Annotated in this window: 16 protein-coding genes; 11 read left to right on the top strand and 5 right to left on the bottom strand. The window is 61.3% G+C overall.

Annotated elements, in window-relative coordinates; all coding sequences use genetic code 11:
• Together ACFFAR_RS06830 and ACFFAR_RS06825 are read right to left on the bottom strand one after the other, a co-directional pair.
• The coding region (locus ACFFAR_RS06830) for an FAD-dependent oxidoreductase (protein WP_174363628.1) at nt 1-1,170 on the bottom strand (1,170 nt) is incomplete at its 3' end.
• Complete coding sequence (locus tag ACFFAR_RS06825) at nt 1,163-1,477, bottom strand: 2Fe-2S iron-sulfur cluster-binding protein (protein ID WP_375507678.1); 315 nt, start codon at nt 1,475-1,477, stop codon at nt 1,163-1,165. The genes ACFFAR_RS06825 and ACFFAR_RS06830, both read right to left, overlap by 8 nt.
• 177 nt (nt 1,478-1,654) lie before the next feature.
• Here ACFFAR_RS06825 and ACFFAR_RS06820 point away from each other — a divergent pair, with 177 nt between their 5' ends.
• The 5 genes from ACFFAR_RS06820 to ACFFAR_RS06800 all read left to right on the top strand — a co-directional run bounded on the left by ACFFAR_RS06820 (nt 1,655) and on the right by ACFFAR_RS06800 (nt 5,923).
• Nucleotides 1,655-2,473, top strand: coding sequence for a transporter substrate-binding domain-containing protein (locus tag ACFFAR_RS06820; protein WP_174363629.1), 819 nt, complete (start codon nt 1,655-1,657; stop codon nt 2,471-2,473).
• A 97-nt stretch (nt 2,474-2,570) separates the two neighbouring features.
• Nucleotides 2,571-3,239, top strand: a complete 669-nt coding sequence (locus ACFFAR_RS06815) for an amino acid ABC transporter permease (RefSeq protein WP_075357488.1) — start codon at nt 2,571-2,573, stop codon at nt 3,237-3,239.
• Nucleotides 3,239-3,928 (top strand): ABC transporter permease subunit, encoded by a 690-nt coding sequence (locus ACFFAR_RS06810; protein ID WP_174363630.1) that lies wholly within the window; start codon nt 3,239-3,241, stop codon nt 3,926-3,928. Before ACFFAR_RS06815 ends, ACFFAR_RS06810 begins: the two co-directional genes overlap by 1 nt.
• The gene (locus ACFFAR_RS06805) at nt 3,906-4,643 is read left to right on the top strand and encodes an amino acid ABC transporter ATP-binding protein (RefSeq protein WP_062001751.1); all 738 of its coding nucleotides are present in this window, start codon (nt 3,906-3,908) and stop codon (nt 4,641-4,643) included. The genes ACFFAR_RS06810 and ACFFAR_RS06805 overlap by 23 nt, the downstream gene beginning before the upstream one ends.
• A gap of 41 nt (nt 4,644-4,684) precedes the next feature.
• Nucleotides 4,685-5,923 carry an ArgE/DapE family deacylase gene (locus tag ACFFAR_RS06800; protein WP_375507677.1) on the top strand — a complete coding sequence of 413 codons (1,239 nt, stop codon included), beginning with the start codon at nt 4,685-4,687 and terminating at the stop codon, nt 5,921-5,923.
• Nucleotides 5,924-5,927: 4 nt separating this feature from the next.
• On the opposite strand, the gene ACFFAR_RS06795 is transcribed toward ACFFAR_RS06800, so the two are convergent.
• Complete coding sequence (locus tag ACFFAR_RS06795) at nt 5,928-6,584, bottom strand: FCD domain-containing protein (RefSeq protein ID WP_174363632.1); 657 nt, start codon at nt 6,582-6,584, stop codon at nt 5,928-5,930.
• Nucleotides 6,585-7,023: 439 nt separating this feature from the next.
• On the opposite strand from ACFFAR_RS06795, the gene ACFFAR_RS06790 reads away from it, so the two are divergent.
• From ACFFAR_RS06790 to ACFFAR_RS06775, 4 genes are all read left to right on the top strand, one after another.
• Nucleotides 7,024-8,505 carry an aldehyde dehydrogenase gene (locus ACFFAR_RS06790; protein ID WP_375507676.1) on the top strand — a complete coding sequence of 494 codons (1,482 nt, stop codon included), beginning with the start codon at nt 7,024-7,026 and terminating at the stop codon, nt 8,503-8,505.
• A 78-nt stretch (nt 8,506-8,583) separates the two neighbouring features.
• A complete protein-coding gene (locus ACFFAR_RS06785; protein WP_174363163.1) occupies nt 8,584-10,071 on the top strand; it encodes an FAD-dependent oxidoreductase in 1,488 nt (495 codons plus the stop codon).
• An 80-nt stretch (nt 10,072-10,151) separates the two neighbouring features.
• Nucleotides 10,152-11,390, top strand: coding sequence for an ABC transporter substrate-binding protein (locus ACFFAR_RS06780; protein WP_062001756.1), 1,239 nt, complete (start codon nt 10,152-10,154; stop codon nt 11,388-11,390).
• Nucleotides 11,391-11,621: 231 nt separating this feature from the next.
• Nucleotides 11,622-12,515, top strand: a complete 894-nt coding sequence (locus ACFFAR_RS06775; RefSeq protein ID WP_375507675.1) for a LysR substrate-binding domain-containing protein — start codon at nt 11,622-11,624, stop codon at nt 12,513-12,515.
• Between the two features lie 24 nt (nt 12,516-12,539).
• Here the strand turns inward: ACFFAR_RS06775 and ACFFAR_RS06770 are convergent, their stop codons facing one another.
• Nucleotides 12,540-13,487, bottom strand: a complete 948-nt coding sequence (locus ACFFAR_RS06770; RefSeq protein ID WP_174363165.1) for a LysR substrate-binding domain-containing protein — start codon at nt 13,485-13,487, stop codon at nt 12,540-12,542.
• A 138-nt stretch (nt 13,488-13,625) separates the two neighbouring features.
• Between ACFFAR_RS06770 and ACFFAR_RS06765 the strand changes: the two genes are divergently transcribed.
• Nucleotides 13,626-14,849 carry an MFS transporter gene (locus tag ACFFAR_RS06765; protein WP_174363166.1) on the top strand — a complete coding sequence of 408 codons (1,224 nt, stop codon included), beginning with the start codon at nt 13,626-13,628 and terminating at the stop codon, nt 14,847-14,849.
• Nucleotides 14,850-15,003: 154 nt separating this feature from the next.
• Here the strand turns inward: ACFFAR_RS06765 and ACFFAR_RS06760 are convergent, their stop codons facing one another.
• Nucleotides 15,004-15,729 (bottom strand): GntR family transcriptional regulator, encoded by a 726-nt coding sequence (locus tag ACFFAR_RS06760; protein WP_083637578.1) that lies wholly within the window; start codon nt 15,727-15,729, stop codon nt 15,004-15,006.
• 396 nt (nt 15,730-16,125) lie between these two features.
• Between ACFFAR_RS06760 and ACFFAR_RS06755 the strand changes: the two genes are divergently transcribed.
• On the top strand, nt 16,126-17,450 hold a 1,325-nt coding region (locus ACFFAR_RS06755; protein WP_375507674.1), incomplete at its 3' end, for an SLC13 family permease.

The following is a 17,450-nucleotide window of genomic DNA, read 5'->3' as shown; positions in this document are numbered from 1 at the left end:
ATCGATCTCGCCGCGCGTCACGTCTTCGCATCGGCACACGATCACGTCCGGTCCAATGCTGTCGATGTGACCGTGGCGCAGTGCCATCATCCGCGACATCGAGCGGCCAAAGCGCGCGGATTTCGCATGGGAGCGGCGGGCGTTGTCGAGTTCTGAATCAGGCGGCTGCGTTTTTCCGGTGGCCAGGTCCAGCGCGCAGGCAAGTCCTGCCAGCGTACCGTGATGGATTGCCGCAGCCGCCCCGGCAATGCCAGCACCATCGCCGGCAACATAGAGGCGATCCCGCGATGTCCGTCCATCCCCGTCCGCCTGCGCTATCCAGCCACCCGCATCCCGGGAATAGCGATGCTTCGCCCGCAAGAGCCGCGTGATTTCGGTCGATGGCGTCAGCCCATGCCCCACCGTGACGCAATCGGCGCTTACCATGCGGCGCGGCCCGTCGACCGGACGTCCGGCGGCATCGCACGGTGCGAGCGTCGCCATCAGGTCGCTGCCGTCGCCGTTCACTTCGACAATCGTATGGCGCGAATATATCGGGACGCCCGCACGCCGGATGGTGCGCCACCAGTCGAAACCTTCACGCATGAGATCCGGCCGCGAGACCATGGCAGGCAGCGCACGCGCCCAGTCGAGCGGCCCCGCAATATCCACGATTGCTTCGACCTTGCCACCAATGTCGATCGTCTTGGCGGCAACCGCGGCCAACAGAGGTCCGCATCCGGCGACCAGCGTGGTGCTGCCCGGGGCCATGCCTTGCGACTTGAGCAGGATCGTCGCGGCGGCGAGTCCGATCACGCCCGGCGTGGTCCAGCCTTTGAACGGCACGACACGCTCGGTGGTGCCGGACGCCACGATCAATGCGCGCCCCGTGCAATGAACAGGACCGGACGGACCTGACGCATCCACGCGGTAATCGCCCGTCACCGCCCACACGGTATGTCCGAAGAAAACGGTCACTGCGCTGTTGTTCAAGGCGTGGCGCAGGGCATCGCCGGCCCGGCTGTCATGTGTCTCAGCGTGATCGGCCACGCTCGGCGCGCGATACACCTGACCGCCGGCGGCGGCGTTTTCATCGAAGAGCGCGACCTCGAGTCCCGACGATGCCGCCGCCAGCGCAGCATGCACGCCAGCGGGACCACCGCCTATTACAAGTACGTCGAAGCTATTCATCCGCGCCGGCCTCCGGCACCTGCTCGACGCACATTCCTTCAGCGACCGTGGTCTTGCATGCGAGCGAGCGCGTCGTGCCGATCATGACAAGGCATTCCTGGCACGAGCCCATTGCGCAGAACATGCCACGCGGTGCGCCGTTGCGCGGGCTGTTTCGCAGCGTCCTGATGCCCGCCGCAAAGAGCGCCGCCGCCACGCTCGCACCGGCGTGTGCGCTTACCGGCTGGCCGCAAAACGTCAACGTGACAGCCGCCGCGCTCATGCGTTCGTGCGTCTGAATGAGGGGAGGGGTTTCGTCGGTGCGCATTGCAGAGCCTTGCTTGACAACTAATTTCGTCGATGTTTTGATACTAACGTATACGATGCGTATACGCAAAACGACCAAAATAAAGCGGTCCGGAATTTTCCCGAACCACGCGCTGGTATTGCCCGGCAGTGTCCTTTCTGCCCTTCACCCATTTCGAACCGATGACGGAGTTACCGCATGAAATCCAGGATTGTCTTTAGCCGGGTATTTGCCGCGGGCCTTGCTGCCTTCGCGCTGCTTGGCTCGATCAACGCTTCGGCACGTTCGCTGGATGAGATCCTTGCGTCCAAGAAGATTGTGTTCGGCATCAACCCGAACCTGCCGCCGCTCGGCACCTATGACGCGAAGAACAACATCGACGGATTCGATGTGACGATTGCCCGGAAGATCGCGGATTCGCTCGGCGTGAAGCTGGAGATCGTCCCGGTCGGCTCGAACGACCGCGTGCCGTATCTGATGACCGACAAGATCGATGCTGTGATGGGCGGCATGACCCGCAACGCCGACCGGCTGAAGGTGATCGACTTCACCGATCCGGTGAACACCGAAGTGCTTGGCGTACTCACGACCGAAGGCAAGCCGTACAAGGACTGGACGCAGTTGAACGATCCGGCGGTGCGGCTGGTTCAGGTGCGCGGCACGACGCCGATCCAGTTGATCCAGGAGAAGTTGCCGAAGGCGCAATTGCTGATCCTCGACAACTATCCGGACGCCGTTCGCGCGATTGCCCAGGGCCGGGCCGATGCGCTGATCGACGTGCTCGACTTCATGTTGAGCTATACGAAGAACTATCCGACGAAATGGCGTGTCGTCGATGCACCCATTGAAGTGGACTACGACTGCATAGGCGTGCAGAAGGGCAATACCGCGCTGACGCAGCGGCTCAACATGGAAATCGGCACGCTGCAGAAGAACGGCTTTGTAGCCGCGAGCTGGAAGAAGTGGTTCGGTAGCGCCATGCTGCACGATCCGACCGCGGCACCCGCGGCCCAATGAATTGAGCCTGCTGCGCGAATGACCGGCGTTTGATCCACGGGTTTATCGGCAACCATACGCGCAGCCGCAATTCAACAAACGCTGGAGCAGTTCTTCGATGTCCCTGAATTTTGCACCCATTGTTCATCAATGGCCTTATCTGCTTGGCGGCGCGTGGCTGAGCCTGCAGATCGCCGTGCTCGCGTTCGCGATGGGCATGGCGATCGGCCTCGTCTGCGCCGCCATGCTGCGTTATGGCACGCCGTGGCTGCGCGGCATCGTTCGCGGGTATGTGATTTTTGCGACCAACACACCGCAGCTCGTCCAGATTTTCTTTCTGTTTTTCGCATTGCCGGAAATCGGCGTGACCTTGTCGCCGTTCACCGCCGTTCTGATTGGCGCGACCTTCAATGCCGGCGCATATCTCTGCGAGATCCAGCGTGCAGGCTTTGAATCGGTGAGGCACATGGAGGTGGAGGCAGCCGAAGTGCTCGGCTTTTCGACCGCGCAGATCGTGCGCTACGTCATCGTTCCTCACGTCATGAAGGTCATGTTTGCGCCGCTCTCAAATCAGTTCATCGTGATGACGCTCGGGACGTCCATGGCGTCCGTCTTCGGTGTCGAGGAACTCACCGGGCGCACCTTTAACCTGAGTTCGCAGACGTATCTGTCAGTCGAGTCGTTCAGCGTCGCTGCGCTCTTGTACATCGTTATTACACTGATCGCCACTTTCGCCCTGGTGATGATCGGACGGCACCTGTGCCGCGCCAAAATCAAGGTCTTCTGATGTTCGCTTCTCCACAGGCCGAAATAGCGCAGCTTTTTTCCTATTACAACCTGCTCCTGCTGGCCCAGGGTCTGGCCGCGACCTTCGTGCTCTCGGCAATCGGGTGTCTGGCGGGATTTTCGGTCGGCTTCGTCGTCGCGGTCATTCGCGTGACGCGTGCGCGCGCGGCCGCCCCCTTGCGATGGATCGCCTTCGCCTACTGCTTCCTGTTTCGGCGCGTACCGTTTCTCGTGACTCTCATGCTGGTGTTCTACGCCAGCCAGTCTTCCGGTGCGAAGCTGTCCACGTTTGCCGTGGCGCTGGTGAGCGTGTGCCTGATTGCATCTGCGTATCTCGGCGAAATCATCCGCAGCGGGCTCGAGTCGGTACACAAAAACCAATGGGACGCGGCACTGACGCTGAACTTCTCGTTCTTCGAAACGTTGCGATTCGTGATCGTGCCGCAGGCATGGCGCGTCGTGGTGCCCCCAACCTTTGGCTTTTTTGTCATGTTCATCAAGGACACTGCGCTCGCGTCGCAGATCAGCGTGATGGAGCTGACTTCGGCGGGAAAAGTGCTTACGAACAAGGGCTTTTCTTCGTGGCTTGTGTACGGCACCGTGCTGGTCCTTTATTTTGCACTGTCATATCCGCTTTCACGGATCGGCAAACGTCTGGAGAGAAAACTTGCCGCAACTCGAAATCGTTGATCTGAAGGCTTCGTACGGACCGCATACCGTGCTCGAGCGTATCAATCTCTCGGTGGAGAAAGGGGAGATCGTGAGCTTGATCGGGCCGTCGGGCTCGGGCAAGAGCACCTTGCTGCGAGTGCTGATGGGGTTGTTGCCGCCGGAGCACGGCACGGTTCGCATCAATGGGCAACTCGTGAACTATGCCGACAAGACGACCGTGCGCGCGTTGCGGGCCGAGATCGCAATCGTGTTCCAGCAATACAACCTGTTTCAGAACATGACCGTGCTCGAGAACGTGATGATCACGCCGCTCAAGATCAAGCGCTGGCCGAAGCAGGAAGTCGAGGAAAACGCGGTCCGCCTGCTCACGCGCGTGGGGCTTGGCCACAGGCTCAAGGCCTATCCCGACGAGCTGTCGGGCGGGCAGCAGCAGCGTGTCGCGATTGCGCGCGCGCTTGCGCTCAAACCCAACGTGTTGTTCCTCGACGAAGTCACCGCCGCGCTCGACCCCGAACTCGTCAACGAAGTGCTCGATACCATTCGCGCGCTGGCGCTGGAGGGCATCACGCTGTTTATCGTGTCGCATGAAATGAGTTTCGTGCGCGAGGTATCGTCGAAAGTCGTATTCATGGCCGGTGGCCACGTGATAGAAACAGGATCCCCGAAGGAAATCTTCGATACACCACGAGAAACCCGCACGCGGGAATTCGTGAGCAAGATACTGCGCCATTGATAGTTATTGCGTCCCTTACCCATGCACCTTCGCCAGACAACATGAGCTCAGACACTCTCAACGCGGCGCTGCTTGCGCAGATCGACCAGCACTTCGACCATGAAGTTTCGTTTCTCTCTGCGCTCGTACGCAAGCCTTCCGACAACCCGCCCGGCGACTGCGCCGGACACGCCGAAATGGCCGCGCTCGCGCTGGAATCATTCGGCTTCAAGGTTGAACGCCACCCCGTACCGCAAGCCGATGTGACGCGCGCCGGCATGATCAGCGCGACGAATCTCGTGGTACGGCATCGCTTTGGCGACGGCCCTGTGATCGCGCTGAATGCGCATGGCGACGTGGTGCCTCCCGGCGATGGCTGGAGCGCCGATCCATACGGCGCCGAAATCCGCGATGGCTGGATGATCGGGCGCGGCGCGGCGGTATCGAAGTCGGATTTCGCGACTTATGCGTTTGCGTTGAAGGCGTTGATCGACAGTCATGCGACGCTTGCCGGCACCGTCGAGTTGCACCTCACCTACGACGAAGAGAGCGGCGGCCTGATCGGTCCGGCATGGTTGCTTGCGCAAGGTATCGTCAAGCCTGATTATGCGATCTGCGCGGGATTCTCTTATGCGATCACGACCGCGCACAACGGCGCGATCCATCTGGAAGTGACCGTGCGCGGCAAGTCCGCGCACGCCGCGCGCCCCGACACCGGGCACGATGCCCTCGAAGCTGCAACGGCCGTGCTCAACGCGCTGTACAAACACCGGGAAGCGTTGAAACTGATCCGCTCGGCTACAGAGGGGATCGAGCATCCGACGCTCGTGGTCGGGCTGATAGAAGGGGGGATCAATACGAATGTCGTGCCCGACAAGGTGACGTTGCGCCTTGATCGCCGGGTGATTCCCGAGGAGACGTCGCGCGCTGTCGTGCCGCAGCTCACCGCGTTGATCGAGGCATCGGTTGCGGGATACGAGGGGATTTCAGTCGATGTCCGCGAAATCCTCGTCACGTCGCCGTTGCGGGCGATCGAGGGTGCAGAGCGCTTGTCGGCGGCGTTGCAACGCGCCGCCCGGCAAACGCTTTCCCGCGATATCCCGACCGAGGGCGTGCCGCTTTATACCGACGCCCGGCTGTACTGCGAGGCCGGTGTTCCCACTGTCATCTACGGCGCGGGACCGCGCACGCTGCTCGAGGCGAACGGGCATCGCGCAGACGAGCGTGTGGCGCTCGAAGACCTTCGCGTGGCGACGAAGACCATCGCGCTCGCGCTTGCGGATCTTCTCGCGCCAGCATGACTGATCACGCGCCGCTGTCCTGACTCAAACGGTCGAGGACGTAGCGGCGCAGATTCTGCAGATGCGTGCGAACCGCTGCGCGAGCCGCTTCGGTGTTGTCGGCCAGATAAGCTTCGAGGATCGCGAGATGTTCTGCGCGGTCTTCTTCAATGCGATTGAACGGCGTGGTCAGTTCGAACAGGCGGCTGTTCGTGCGCACGACTTCAATGGTACGGGCGAGCACGTCATTGCCGCTCGCCTGCGCCATCATGGTGTGGACTTGATCGTCGACTTGCCAGTGCTCCTGTTCCTGGTGACCGCTGCGCAGCGCCTTGACCTTCTTGATCAACTGCTGGATCAGCTTTTTCTCGATCTTGCCGATCGCAAGGCCGATTGCTTCCGCTTCCAGCAGCTCGCGCACTTTCATGGCCTGGAAATATTCCTGGGCACTGACGAACCGCACCGAATACGAGCGGGCTCCCGCTCTTGCCAGCAACCCTTCGCCTTCGAGACGCAGCAGTGCTTCGCGCATGGGCGTGCGGGAAATGTTGAGCTCTTCGGCAAGGCGTCCCTCGACGACTGCGCCGCCACTGCGCAAGGCCTTGTCGAGAATCATCCGGCGCAAAGTCTGGTACGCCAGTTCGCCCAGTTTCTCTGGATTCGTTTGTAATGACGATGTCAATTTTTTCAGCGCTCGAGAACGTATCGGTATACGTATTGTATGCGATACAAGCACGAGATTAAATCTGGTGGCATGCGCGGCTTTTCTTCGAATAGACGGGATTGCTCGTCGTATTCGTCGCGGATTTCATGAGAAAGCTAGGTGTTTCCCCGAGCATGCCCATAGGCGTGGGTCATGCCGGTTGGTAAGGTTTCGTCATTTCACCGAAGATGTGACTGGCGAGTGCGAAATGTTCTCAAGCCCCTACGGGAAAGCGTTACAGCGATCCAGAAAGGCCGCCTGCGCCCTCCAAAAATCACTCCGGGCATTTCGATGAATGCCATTTCGGAATCATGTCAGTACTAAACGTCGCTTGTTGCAGACCTCTGTAGATAGCCATAATTTTCGCAAGGTCCGAACGGATCGCTGCACATCCAATGGCATTTACAGGAGTCGAAGCATGGTTCAACGATATCAACTGTTCATCAACAACGAATGGGTCGACCCGGCGAGCGATACGTGGTTCGACTCGCTCGATCCATTTTCGGGTGAACCGTGGGCGGAGATTCCACGCGCGAATGAAGCGGATGTGAGCCGTGCGGTCGAGGCCGCCTCGGCCGCACTCGATGGTCCGTGGGGCCACATGTCGGCGACGGATCGCGGCCTGCTGCTGCACAAGCTCGGCGCGCTCATCGAAAAGCATGCGGACACGCTGACCGAAGTCGAAAGCCGGGATAACGGCAAGCTGCGCAGCGAAGTAGGCGGGCAGGTCCGCTACATGGCGAAATACTTCTACTACTATGGCGGCCTCGCGGACAAGATCCAGGGCGCCGTCATCCCCATGGACAAGCCGAAGGTATTCAACTACACCCGCTATGAGCCGCTCGGCGTGGTGGCGACCATCACGCCGTGGAACTCCTCGCTGTTGCTCACCGCCTGGAAGCTGGCACCCGCTTTGTGCGCCGGGAATACGGTGATCGCAAAGCCGTCCGAATACACCTCGGCCTCGCTCTTCGAACTTGCAAAGCTCTTTGTGGAAGCCGGTTTCCCGCCAGGCGTGTTCAACGTGCTGACTGGCTTCGGCAAGGAAGTGGGTGAGCCGCTCGTGATTCACCCGAAGGTCGCACGCATTGCGTTCACCGGCGGCGATGCGGGAGGCAAGGCCGTCAACGTGCTCGGCGCACAGCACTTCAAGCGCGTCTCGCTCGAACTGGGCGGCAAGTCCCCCAACATCATCTTCGATGACGCCGATCTCACCCGCGCGGCCAACGGCGTGATCACCGGCATTTTCTCCGCAGGCGGTCAGACCTGCATGGCGGGCTCGCGCCTGCTGCTTCAGGAAAGCATCCATGACGAATTCGTCGAGCGCCTGATAGCGATCAGCAGCAAGGCGAAGCTCGGCGATCCGTCGCTGCCCGACGTGCAGGTAGGACCGGTCGCGACCAGGCCGCAGTTCGACAAGGTCATGGAGTACATCGGCATTGCGAAAGCGGAGGGCGCGCGCTGCGTGTTCGGCGGCAATTCGCGTTCGGGCGAAGGTTTCGGCGCCGGCCAGTTCGTTGAGCCGACCATCTTCGTCGATGTGGACAACAGCATGCGCATCGCGCAGGAGGAAGTCTTCGGACCGGTGCTCTCGGTGATCAAGTTCAGGGACGAGGAAGATGCAATCCGCATCGCCAACGATATCCGCTTCGGCCTTGCATCTGGTGTGTGGACAAAGAGCCTGCACCGCGCGATGTACATGTCCGAGCGCCTCAAGGCCGGCACCGTGTGGGTGAACAACTACCGGTCGACGAGTTTCACGACGCCGTTCGGCGGCTACAAGCATAGCGGTATTGGCCGGGAAGGCGGGATTGAGGCAGTGAAGGAATATCTCGAGACCAAGAGCGTATGGATCTCAACGGATCTCGACATGCCTGATCCGTTCGTCCGCAAGTATTGAGCGTTGGCGAAGTCGCACTGAGCAGGCCGGACTTCCCACGCGGGACGTCTCGCACGAACGATGGAGAGGGAGACAGCAATGGATAAGACGAACGGGCAGCAACGCTTCGACGTAGTGGTGATCGGCAGCGGCATAGCAGGTTTGTCGGCGGCGGTGGCGGCAGCGAACGCGGGTGCGAAGGTGGCGATTGTCGAGCGCGCGAACGAAGAGGAATACGGCGGCAACACGCGCTGGACCGAGGCGTACTTCCGGATGAAGAGCGAAAGCGAAGTGAGCGATGACTTCGAAGAACGCCTCATCTCGAATGCGGGGGACAACCTCGATCCGAATATCGTCGAAGCAATGGGCGGAGAGTACGCAACATGGCCGCCCTATGTGAAGGCGCACGGCATGCCGGACCCGGAACTGGTGTTCGCATTGTCGAGCCATGCGGGCCCCACGGTAGCCTGGCTGCGCACGTTCGGCATTCGCTTCGATACCTTGCCGACTTACTTCGTCACAGCCGCAGCGCCGCGGCTGATGCCCGTCGGCGGAGGCCTCGCAATGATCGAAGCGCTGCTCGTGCAGGCGAAGAAGCTTGGTGTGGAAGTGTTTTACCGCACCACGGCGCGCCATCTCGCGCGTGAAAACAGCCATGGTGACATGAGCCTCCAGGCGACCGGGCCCGAAGGCCAGGCGCTTGCGTTCGATGCGCGCTCCGTGATCGTTGCGTCGGGCGGTTTCCAGGGCAATCCGGAAATGATGACGCGTTATCTCGGACAAGCGGCAAGGTTCGTGCGGCCGGTTGCGCGCGGCGGCTACTACAACAAGGGCGAGGGCATCCAGATGGCGCTCGCGGCTGGTGCAGCGCCCGCCGGAGATTTTGGCTCTTATCATGCGGAGCCGCTTGACCCGCGTTCAGGCGCGACCGAAGCGCTGGTCATGAATTTTCCCTACGGTATCCTGATCAACCTGCTTGGAAAGCGCTTCGTCGACGAAGCCCCTGGTCCTGTCGATGTTCACTACGACCACATCTCCCGGGCGTTCGGCGAGCAGCCGAAGGGCAAGGTGTATGTGGTGTTCGACAAGCGCATCGACGACGTGCCGAACTGGAAGCGCAGCATCCGGACCGACCAGCCTGTGATCCAGGCCGAGTCTCTCGAAGCGTTGGCCGAAGCCTGCGAGCTGCCGGTGGACGCGTTCATGAAGACTGTCCGCGAGTACAACGCCGCCTGTCCTGAAGGCAGATTCTCGCCGCTCGAAGTCGACGGGCTCGCGACACAAGGCCTCGAGATTCCGAAGTCGAACTGGTCGCGTCCGATCGGCACGGGGCCATTCTTCGCGTATCCGATCATTCCGGGCATCTGCTTCACCTACGGCGGCGTGAAGACGAACACGAGCGCACAGGTCATCGACGCCGACGGCCGTCCAATCCCCGGTCTTTATGCAGCAGGTGAGGCGGCCGGACTTTACTACCAGGTGTACACCGGCGCGACGTCCGTGATGCGCGGCGCCGTGTTCGGCAAGATCGCGGGCGAACATGCTGCGGCGCGTTCTTCGGCACATGCGTCGGCGAACGGGACGTAGCGTCCAGGCGCCGGTTGAAAGCGTGGAACATCCGACATAAGAGCGCCCTGCGAGGCGAGCAAGAATCAACGGAGACTAAGATGAAAGCGGTAAGGAAACATTGCGTGATCGGGGCGGCGTTGAGTACGGCTGCACTTGGGCTCTTCAGCGCGGCAGCCATTGCACAGCAGCCGGGAATTTCCGACGATGTCGTGCGCATTGGCGTGCTGACCGACATGAGCGGCACGTTTTCGGATTTCGCCGGCAAGGGCGCCGTGGAAGCAGTCAAGATGGCGGTGGAAGACTTCGGCGGCAAGGTGAACGGCAAGCCGATCGAGGTCATCTCGGCGGATCACCAGAACAAGGCCGACATTGCCGCGAGCACTGCGCGCGAATGGATCGACCAGAAGCACGTGGACATGCTCGCCGACAATTCCGGCTCGGCAACGGCGCTCGCGACCATCAAGATCGCCAACGATAAAAAACGCATCGCGATCGTCACGGGCGCGGGAACCACGCGCATCACCAACGAGGACTGCACGCCTTACAGCCTGCACTACAACCACGACACCGCGTCGCTTGCAAACGTCGCGGGCAAGTACATCGTCAAGCAGGGCGGCGACACCTGGTTTTTCCTCACGGCCGACTATTCGTTCGGTTATTCGCTGCAAAGCGATACCTCTGCCGTCATCACGGCGAACGGCGGCAAGGTCGTGGGCTCGGTCAAGCACCCGTTCAACGCGTCGGATTTCTCGTCGTTCATGGTGCAGGCGCAGGGGAGCCACGCGAAGATCATCGGCCTGGCGAATGCAGGCTCGGACACGATCAACGCAATCAAGTCGGCGCGCGAGTTCGGCCTGCTCGGCGCGGGCAAGCAGCAACTCGCCGGATTGCTCGTGCTGATCACGGACGTCCATGCGCTCGGCCTGAACACCGCTCAAGGCTTGTACATCACTGAGGGCTGGTACTGGGATCTCAACGACGAGACGCGCAAATGGTCTGCGCGCTTCTACAAGCGCATGGGCAAGATGCCCTCGGCGATCCAGGCAGCCGATTACTCGTCGACGCTGCACTACCTCGAAGCCATCAAGGCGACTGGAACCGATGACTCGGCGACTGTCATCAAGAAGATGGAAGAGACGCCCGTCAACGACATGTACACGAAAAACGGCGTGATCCGCAAGGACGGTCTGCTCGTGCACGACATGTACCTGATGCAGGTGAAGACGCCGGCCGAGTCGAAGAAACCTTGGGATTACTACAACGTGAGAGAGGTCGTTCCGGGTAACGAAGCGTATCCGTCGATAGCGAAGGGCAGTTGCACCTTCGCCAAGCAGTAGGCGAGATGCGTGCTCATCGCGCGAGCACAGCCATGCGTCGGTCCGAGACAGGCTCGGCGACTCGGGTAACCGGGCCGCCTCGCCGACTGGTGTAAACTTGATCGGTACATTGGGCGACTCGGTCACCATCGTCACGGGGTTCGTCTTTATCGACTGCGTGCTTGCGCAACGGCCTTGTCGACGAGACCATCCGGCAGGGAAGCAATGCGCAGAAAAATTCCGAGCACCAGCATGTTGATTGCGTTCGAATCCGCGGCGCGTCATCTGAGTTTTACCCGTGCAGCAGACGAATTGGCTGTGACCGAGAGCGCGGTCAGCAGAAAGATTGCACTGCTGGAGGATTACCTCGCAGTTCAGCTCTTCAGTCGCGTCAAGCGCCGTCTTCAACTCACCGATGCAGGAAAGACCTACAGTGCTCTCGTGCAGCAAAGTCTCGACAAGCTCGAGATGGACACGACGCTCGCGATGGGCTACGACACGGGGCGTATCGCGCTCGAGCTGGCGGTGCTGCCAACGTTCGCGCTGAAGTGGCTGATGCCGCGTCTGGGGGAGTTTTCGACCCTCCATCCAGATATCACCATCAACGTCACCGCGCGTGAAGAACCGTTTCTGTTTTCCGAAGAGGCGTTCGACGCCACCATCCATTTCGACCACCCCGTCTGGGCGAATGCAACCACGACCTATCTTTTCACCGAAGAGCTGATTCCCGTGTGCAGTCCCGACCTGATCGGCGGACTGAAGTGCGGCGGCCCCTCTGATCTCTTCGATTTTGTGCTCATGCACAAGACGGGCAGGCCCGAAGCCTGGTCCCGATGGTTCGAGCTGGCGGGTGCGCCGAATTCGAAGGCGTTGCGCGGCCCGCGCTTCAGCATGTATGCGTTGTTGATCGAAGCCGCTCGCGCAAGGGTTGGCGTCGCGCTGGCGCCGCGCACCTATGTTCAGGGGGAGCTTGCCGCTGGCGCGTTGACCGTGCCCTGGGAGATGCTGGTGCCGGGTGCCAAAGACTATTATTTCGTCGTGCCGGAGCAGAAGCAGGCATCGCCGGCAATTCGCGCCTTTCGGGACTGGCTGCTTGAAGCGTCAAAGCATTATCGCGATGAAGCGGACGGTACCGGCAGCGCATGAGTGTTCGCCGCGCAACGCGCGGACCTAAGCTGGCTCGAACGGTCCGGCCTCCCGGCTGGCCATCAGCGTGATCCATTGCTCGAATGCCATGACGGCGTCATCGCCGACGCGATCGGCATTGACCACCAGCGTGTAGTCGGGGGCGCGCCACGTCGGCGCCGCAATCGGACACACGAGGCGCCCTGAAGCAATGTCACGCCCTATCAGCGGCAGCGACGCCAGCGTTACCCCCAGGCCCTCCACGGCGGCGGCAAGCTGGAGGTTCACGTGGTCGAACTCGGCATGACCGGCGGCCCGCAGGTCGGGCGCACCGGCTTCCCGAAGCCAGTGCGCCCATGCTGTGCGTGTGCTGGCGGAATGCAGCAGGGTTTGATGGCGCAGGTCTGCCACGGCTTTTATCGGGCGCTGGCGCAGCAGTGCAGGGCTGCAGGCGGGCAGACGCAAGTCGGCCATCAGCGTGCGCGACACGACGCCGGCGCCTTGCTCGGGTCCGGAGCGAACCCCGATGTCGAACGCACCGCCGATATAGCGCAACTTGCGCGACGTGGTCGACACCCGCACCTCGATGTCCGGGAAACGCGCCTGAAAGTCTGCGAGGCGCGGCAGCAGCCAGCACAGCGCGAAACTCGCCAGCACGTTCACACGCACGATGCCCGACACCCGGCGCGTAAATTCGTCGTGGCGCAGGCGCGCCGCCGCGCTGCCCAGGCGCTCGAACGCGGTGGTCACATCGTTCAGGAGCGCAGCGCCTTCGTCAGTAAGGACCACGCCGCGCGGACGGCGCTCGAACAGCGGCAAGCCGAACCAGTCTTCCAGCATCCTGATCTGCTTTCCGACGGCCCAGTGCGTGACGTGCAATTCAGTCGCGGCGCCGGCAAAGCTGCCGTGCCGGGCTACCGCTTCGAAGTTGCGCAACCCGTTGAGCGGCGGCAGCTTGTCCCGGTCCTTCGCAGGATCTGTGTCTCTAGCCATGACGTGACTTTTTCTCTCCGTTGACGCGATATTAGCTCAATTGAATGCACGATTGTCCGGACATAAAATTGCCATATGGAGCCAGAACGCGCCACGGCACCTCGCCTTGGCGGGTCGCCTGGCAACAAGAGGATTGTTATGCGCTTTCCCGTTTTTTCCCCGTCGCCCGCACACCAAGTTGATTCAGCCGGCCAGCCGCTCGCGCCGTCAAAGTCGCGCGTGCTATGGCTGTCATGTGTCGCTCACGCCATGCACGATGGCTACACCGACATGATCTACGCGTTGCTCCCTGTCTGGCAGACGGACTTTGATCTTGATTTTGCGGCCCTTGCGATCCTGCGCGGTATCTATGCCGGCACGATGGCCACGCTCCAATTGCCGGCCGGACGCCTGGCGCAGTGGCTGGGCAGCCGGGCCACGCTGGCCCTCGGCACGTTGTTGGCCGCGCTCGGCTATGCGGTTGCCGGCATGTCGGGCGGCCTGCTCGGCCTGTGCGTGGCCTTGGCGATTTCGGGCAGCGGCTCGAGCACGCAACACCCGATCGCCTCGGGCGCGGTCTCGCGTACCTACGGTCGCAATGCCAGAGGAGCGCTTAGCATCTACAATTTCTCCGGAGACCTCGGCAAATCGGCGCTGCCGGCTGCCATTTCGCTGCTCGTGACCATGATGCCGTGGCGTCATGCGTTGTGGATCGTGTCCGCATTGGGCTGCGTGATTGCTGCAGTCATCGCGCTGTTTTTCCCGTCGATACCACGCGCCGCGCCCGTGGACGCCGATGCACCCGGCCACGGGCGCAGAAATGCGGGAACGGGCTTTCCGATGTTGCTCGCGATTGGCGTGCTCGATACAGCCGTGCGCATGGGCCTGCTCACTTTCTTGCCGTTCTTGCTCAAGGCAAAAGGCGTCTCACCGTCGATGGTGGGGACCGCGCTGGCACTGGTCTTCATAGGTGGTGCTGCCGGCAAGTTCGCTTGCGGCTGGCTTGGCGCACGCTTGGGAGTGATAGGCACGGTGCTGATCACCGAGGGCGGCACGGCAGCCTGCATCGTCGCGGTGATGTTTTTGCCACTGGCGCTTACCATGGTGCTGCTGCCGTTCCTGGGCATGATGCTCAACGGAACGTCTTCCGTGCTTTATGGAACAGTTCCGGAAATGGCGGCTCCCGAGCGCACTGAGCGCGCCTTCGCGTTGTTCTATACGGGAACGATAGCGTCCGGTGCGATCTCACCGGTCATCTATGGTTTTCTTGGCGACCGGATCGGCGTACACGGCGCCACTTTCGCCACGGCTCTGACCGCGTTGGCGATCTTTCCGCTGGCGATCATGCTGCGCTCGCATCTGGCGCCTGAGGAAAGACCGTAAGCGCGCAGGCTGGCGCGGCGAACCTTATTGGGCATGTCCAATGCATGACAAGCATTCAATTCATCAAGCGGTTGTATCGGCCGGCTTGAAGATAGAAAGATGCGTCACTCGGCGAGCCGCGAGCAATCGGTTCCATTGGCATCCCGACTTCCAGTCAAGCCACCGACAACTTCCCCGCCGCGACCGGTGCTCCGTCATTTTCCGCGGGCGCAAGCTGTTCCCAGGTGCTATGCACGTGGCGCTGCAGGAACTCGCCCAGCTCTTTGCCGCGTCGCGCGGACAGCAGCTTGATGATGACCTCGTGCTCGTCGATGGCGGTATGCCAGGTCTCGGACGTCACGCTTCCCTGAAACCGGTATCGATACAACTGGCGGTTCAGCCGCTCGTGCATTTGCTGAAGCGTCTCGTTCTTCGCCGCAGCAATGATGCTCTTGTGTATCGCCTGATTCAGGTTGAAGTAGGTTAACCGGTCGCGCCGCTCATAGGCCGCATGCATCTCATGGTGCAACGCGCGGATTTCCGCCAGTTCGTTTTCCGTTGCGAGACTGCAGGCCCGCTCGCCGCCGAACGCCTCGATCACGCCGAGCACATCGAGTTTCTCGCTGATCTGCTGCGCGCCGAGATCGGCCACCACGGCGCCGCGCTTGGGCAACACCACTACGAGTCCATCTCCCGCCAGTTCCTTCAATGCTTCCCGCAACGGCGTGCGCGACACCTGCAGCCGTTCCGCGAGCGTGCGCTCGCGCAGGCGCTCGCCCGGCTTGAGTTCGTCCGTGGCAATCAACGTGCGCAGGCGCTGCGCGATCTGCTGGGAGAGCAGTTCGTCGACCGGGTCGATGCCCGCGGGGATGTCGTTTTCGTCTTCCTGTTCCAGCGTCATGTTGTACCTGAATGCAAAGCGTCGAGCATGCGAGCAACCAGCCGTCATCTTAGCAGCGGGACGTTTCCGGAATCACGGAGTGGACGAAAACGCATCGTGTTTGGTGTAACTTAAGTGGTATACCAAAATAACGAGAATGTTTCACGTCGTGGTCTATCCGCAAGTTAGAAGTGGACATGACACCAGTTTATTCATAAGAAAATCGTTTCGAAAAATAATATAAGTAATTGAATATATTCATTAACAATTTATTCGACCGGCCCTAAAACAGTTCAAATCGCTCCTCGGGCAATCACTGATGATAGGGTAAATACCATCTTATTTGGTATACCAAAATTTAGTTACTCTCTACCCATCATCTCAAAAACCGGCGATTTGCCTGACTCGGGACCCTCAATGCAGTCGATGCTTCACCCTCTGGTCGCACCCGTCATCACGCTCGTCCTGCTGATCCTGCTCATCACTCGCGTCAAGTTGCATCCCTTCCTGGCGCTCATTCTTGCATCGGCGTTTCTGGGTGTATCGGCGGGACTGGCGCCGACGGCTGTAATCAGGAGCTTCGAGAAGGGCTTCGGCTCCATATTGAGTTCGGTCGGTCTCGTGGTGGGGCTCGGCACCATGCTCGGTGGCCTGTTGCTCGAGTCGGGCGGCGCGGACCGCATTGCAAATACGTTTATTGGCCTCGGCTCGAAACGCTGGATTCCAGCGGCAATTTGCGCGGCGTCGCTGCTGATCGGTCTGCCTCATCTCTTCGATGTCAGCTTCGTGATGCTCGTGCCGCTCGTCTACGCTATAGCCAACCGCACCAGGAGCCCGCTGCTCGCGATCGGCATTCCGATGGCCGCCGGCCTGTATGTCTCGCACGGGCTCTTGCCACCGCATCCGTCGCCCACGCTGGCTTTGGCGGCGCTTCATGCCGACGCCGGCCGCACGATTTTCTACGGGCTGGTGATCGCGGTGCCGATGGCGATTCTCTCCGGGCCGGTCTTCACCGCGTTTGCGATGCGCTTTCTGCCCGTGACGCCTGGAGAGGGTATGTTCAACCCCGGCGCCGCCGCTGCGGACGTCAGCAGGGAAGCGCGTCCGGTTCCTCCGTTCGGCCTCGTGCTGGCAACGGTCCTGCTGCCGCCCGTACTGATGATGATCCGGACCTTCGGCCGAGGCTTCGCGCCCACCGGCACGTTCGCACGCGAAATGCTGGAAACGGTCGGCGACCCCATCGTCTCGTTGCTGATTGCCGTGCTGTTTGCCATCTGGTCGCTAGGTGTGCGCAGCGGGTTGTCGCTGGCTCAGATCCAGAAGCTGCTCGGCAAGAGCGTGGCGCCCGGTGCCGTTGTGATCCTGATCCTCGGTGCGGGCGGCGGCCTCAAGGAAATGCTGCTCGCAACCCATGTGGGCGATGCCATCGCGCACGGTGCGGCGCAGTGGTCCGTCTCTCCGCTGCTGCTTGGCTGGGGTGTTGCCGCGCTGGCGGCCACCATCGCGGCCTTGCTGCTGCCCAAGGAGTACGCCTGGCGGGTGCTGTTCTTCCTGGGCTTGCTGCCGGCCCTCAGCATCTTCGTCATCCGCCGGCTGGGCCGCGCAGCTTCGCTCTCTTTTTCCGCACGTGCCGATTCAGGGAAAAGGGCTCTGGGCCACCGAGGGCGTGGTGACCATTCCCTTCGCGGGCCAGCTGCCGGGCGATGGCGGCCTGAACGCAAGCCGCCAGATCGCGCCGCTCG

Source organism: uncultured Caballeronia sp. (assembly GCF_964243625.1).
Taxonomy (GTDB): domain Bacteria; phylum Pseudomonadota; class Gammaproteobacteria; order Burkholderiales; family Burkholderiaceae; genus Caballeronia.
Note: the sequence above shows the minus strand (reverse complement) of the source record. Positions and strands in the feature narration are given on the sequence as shown.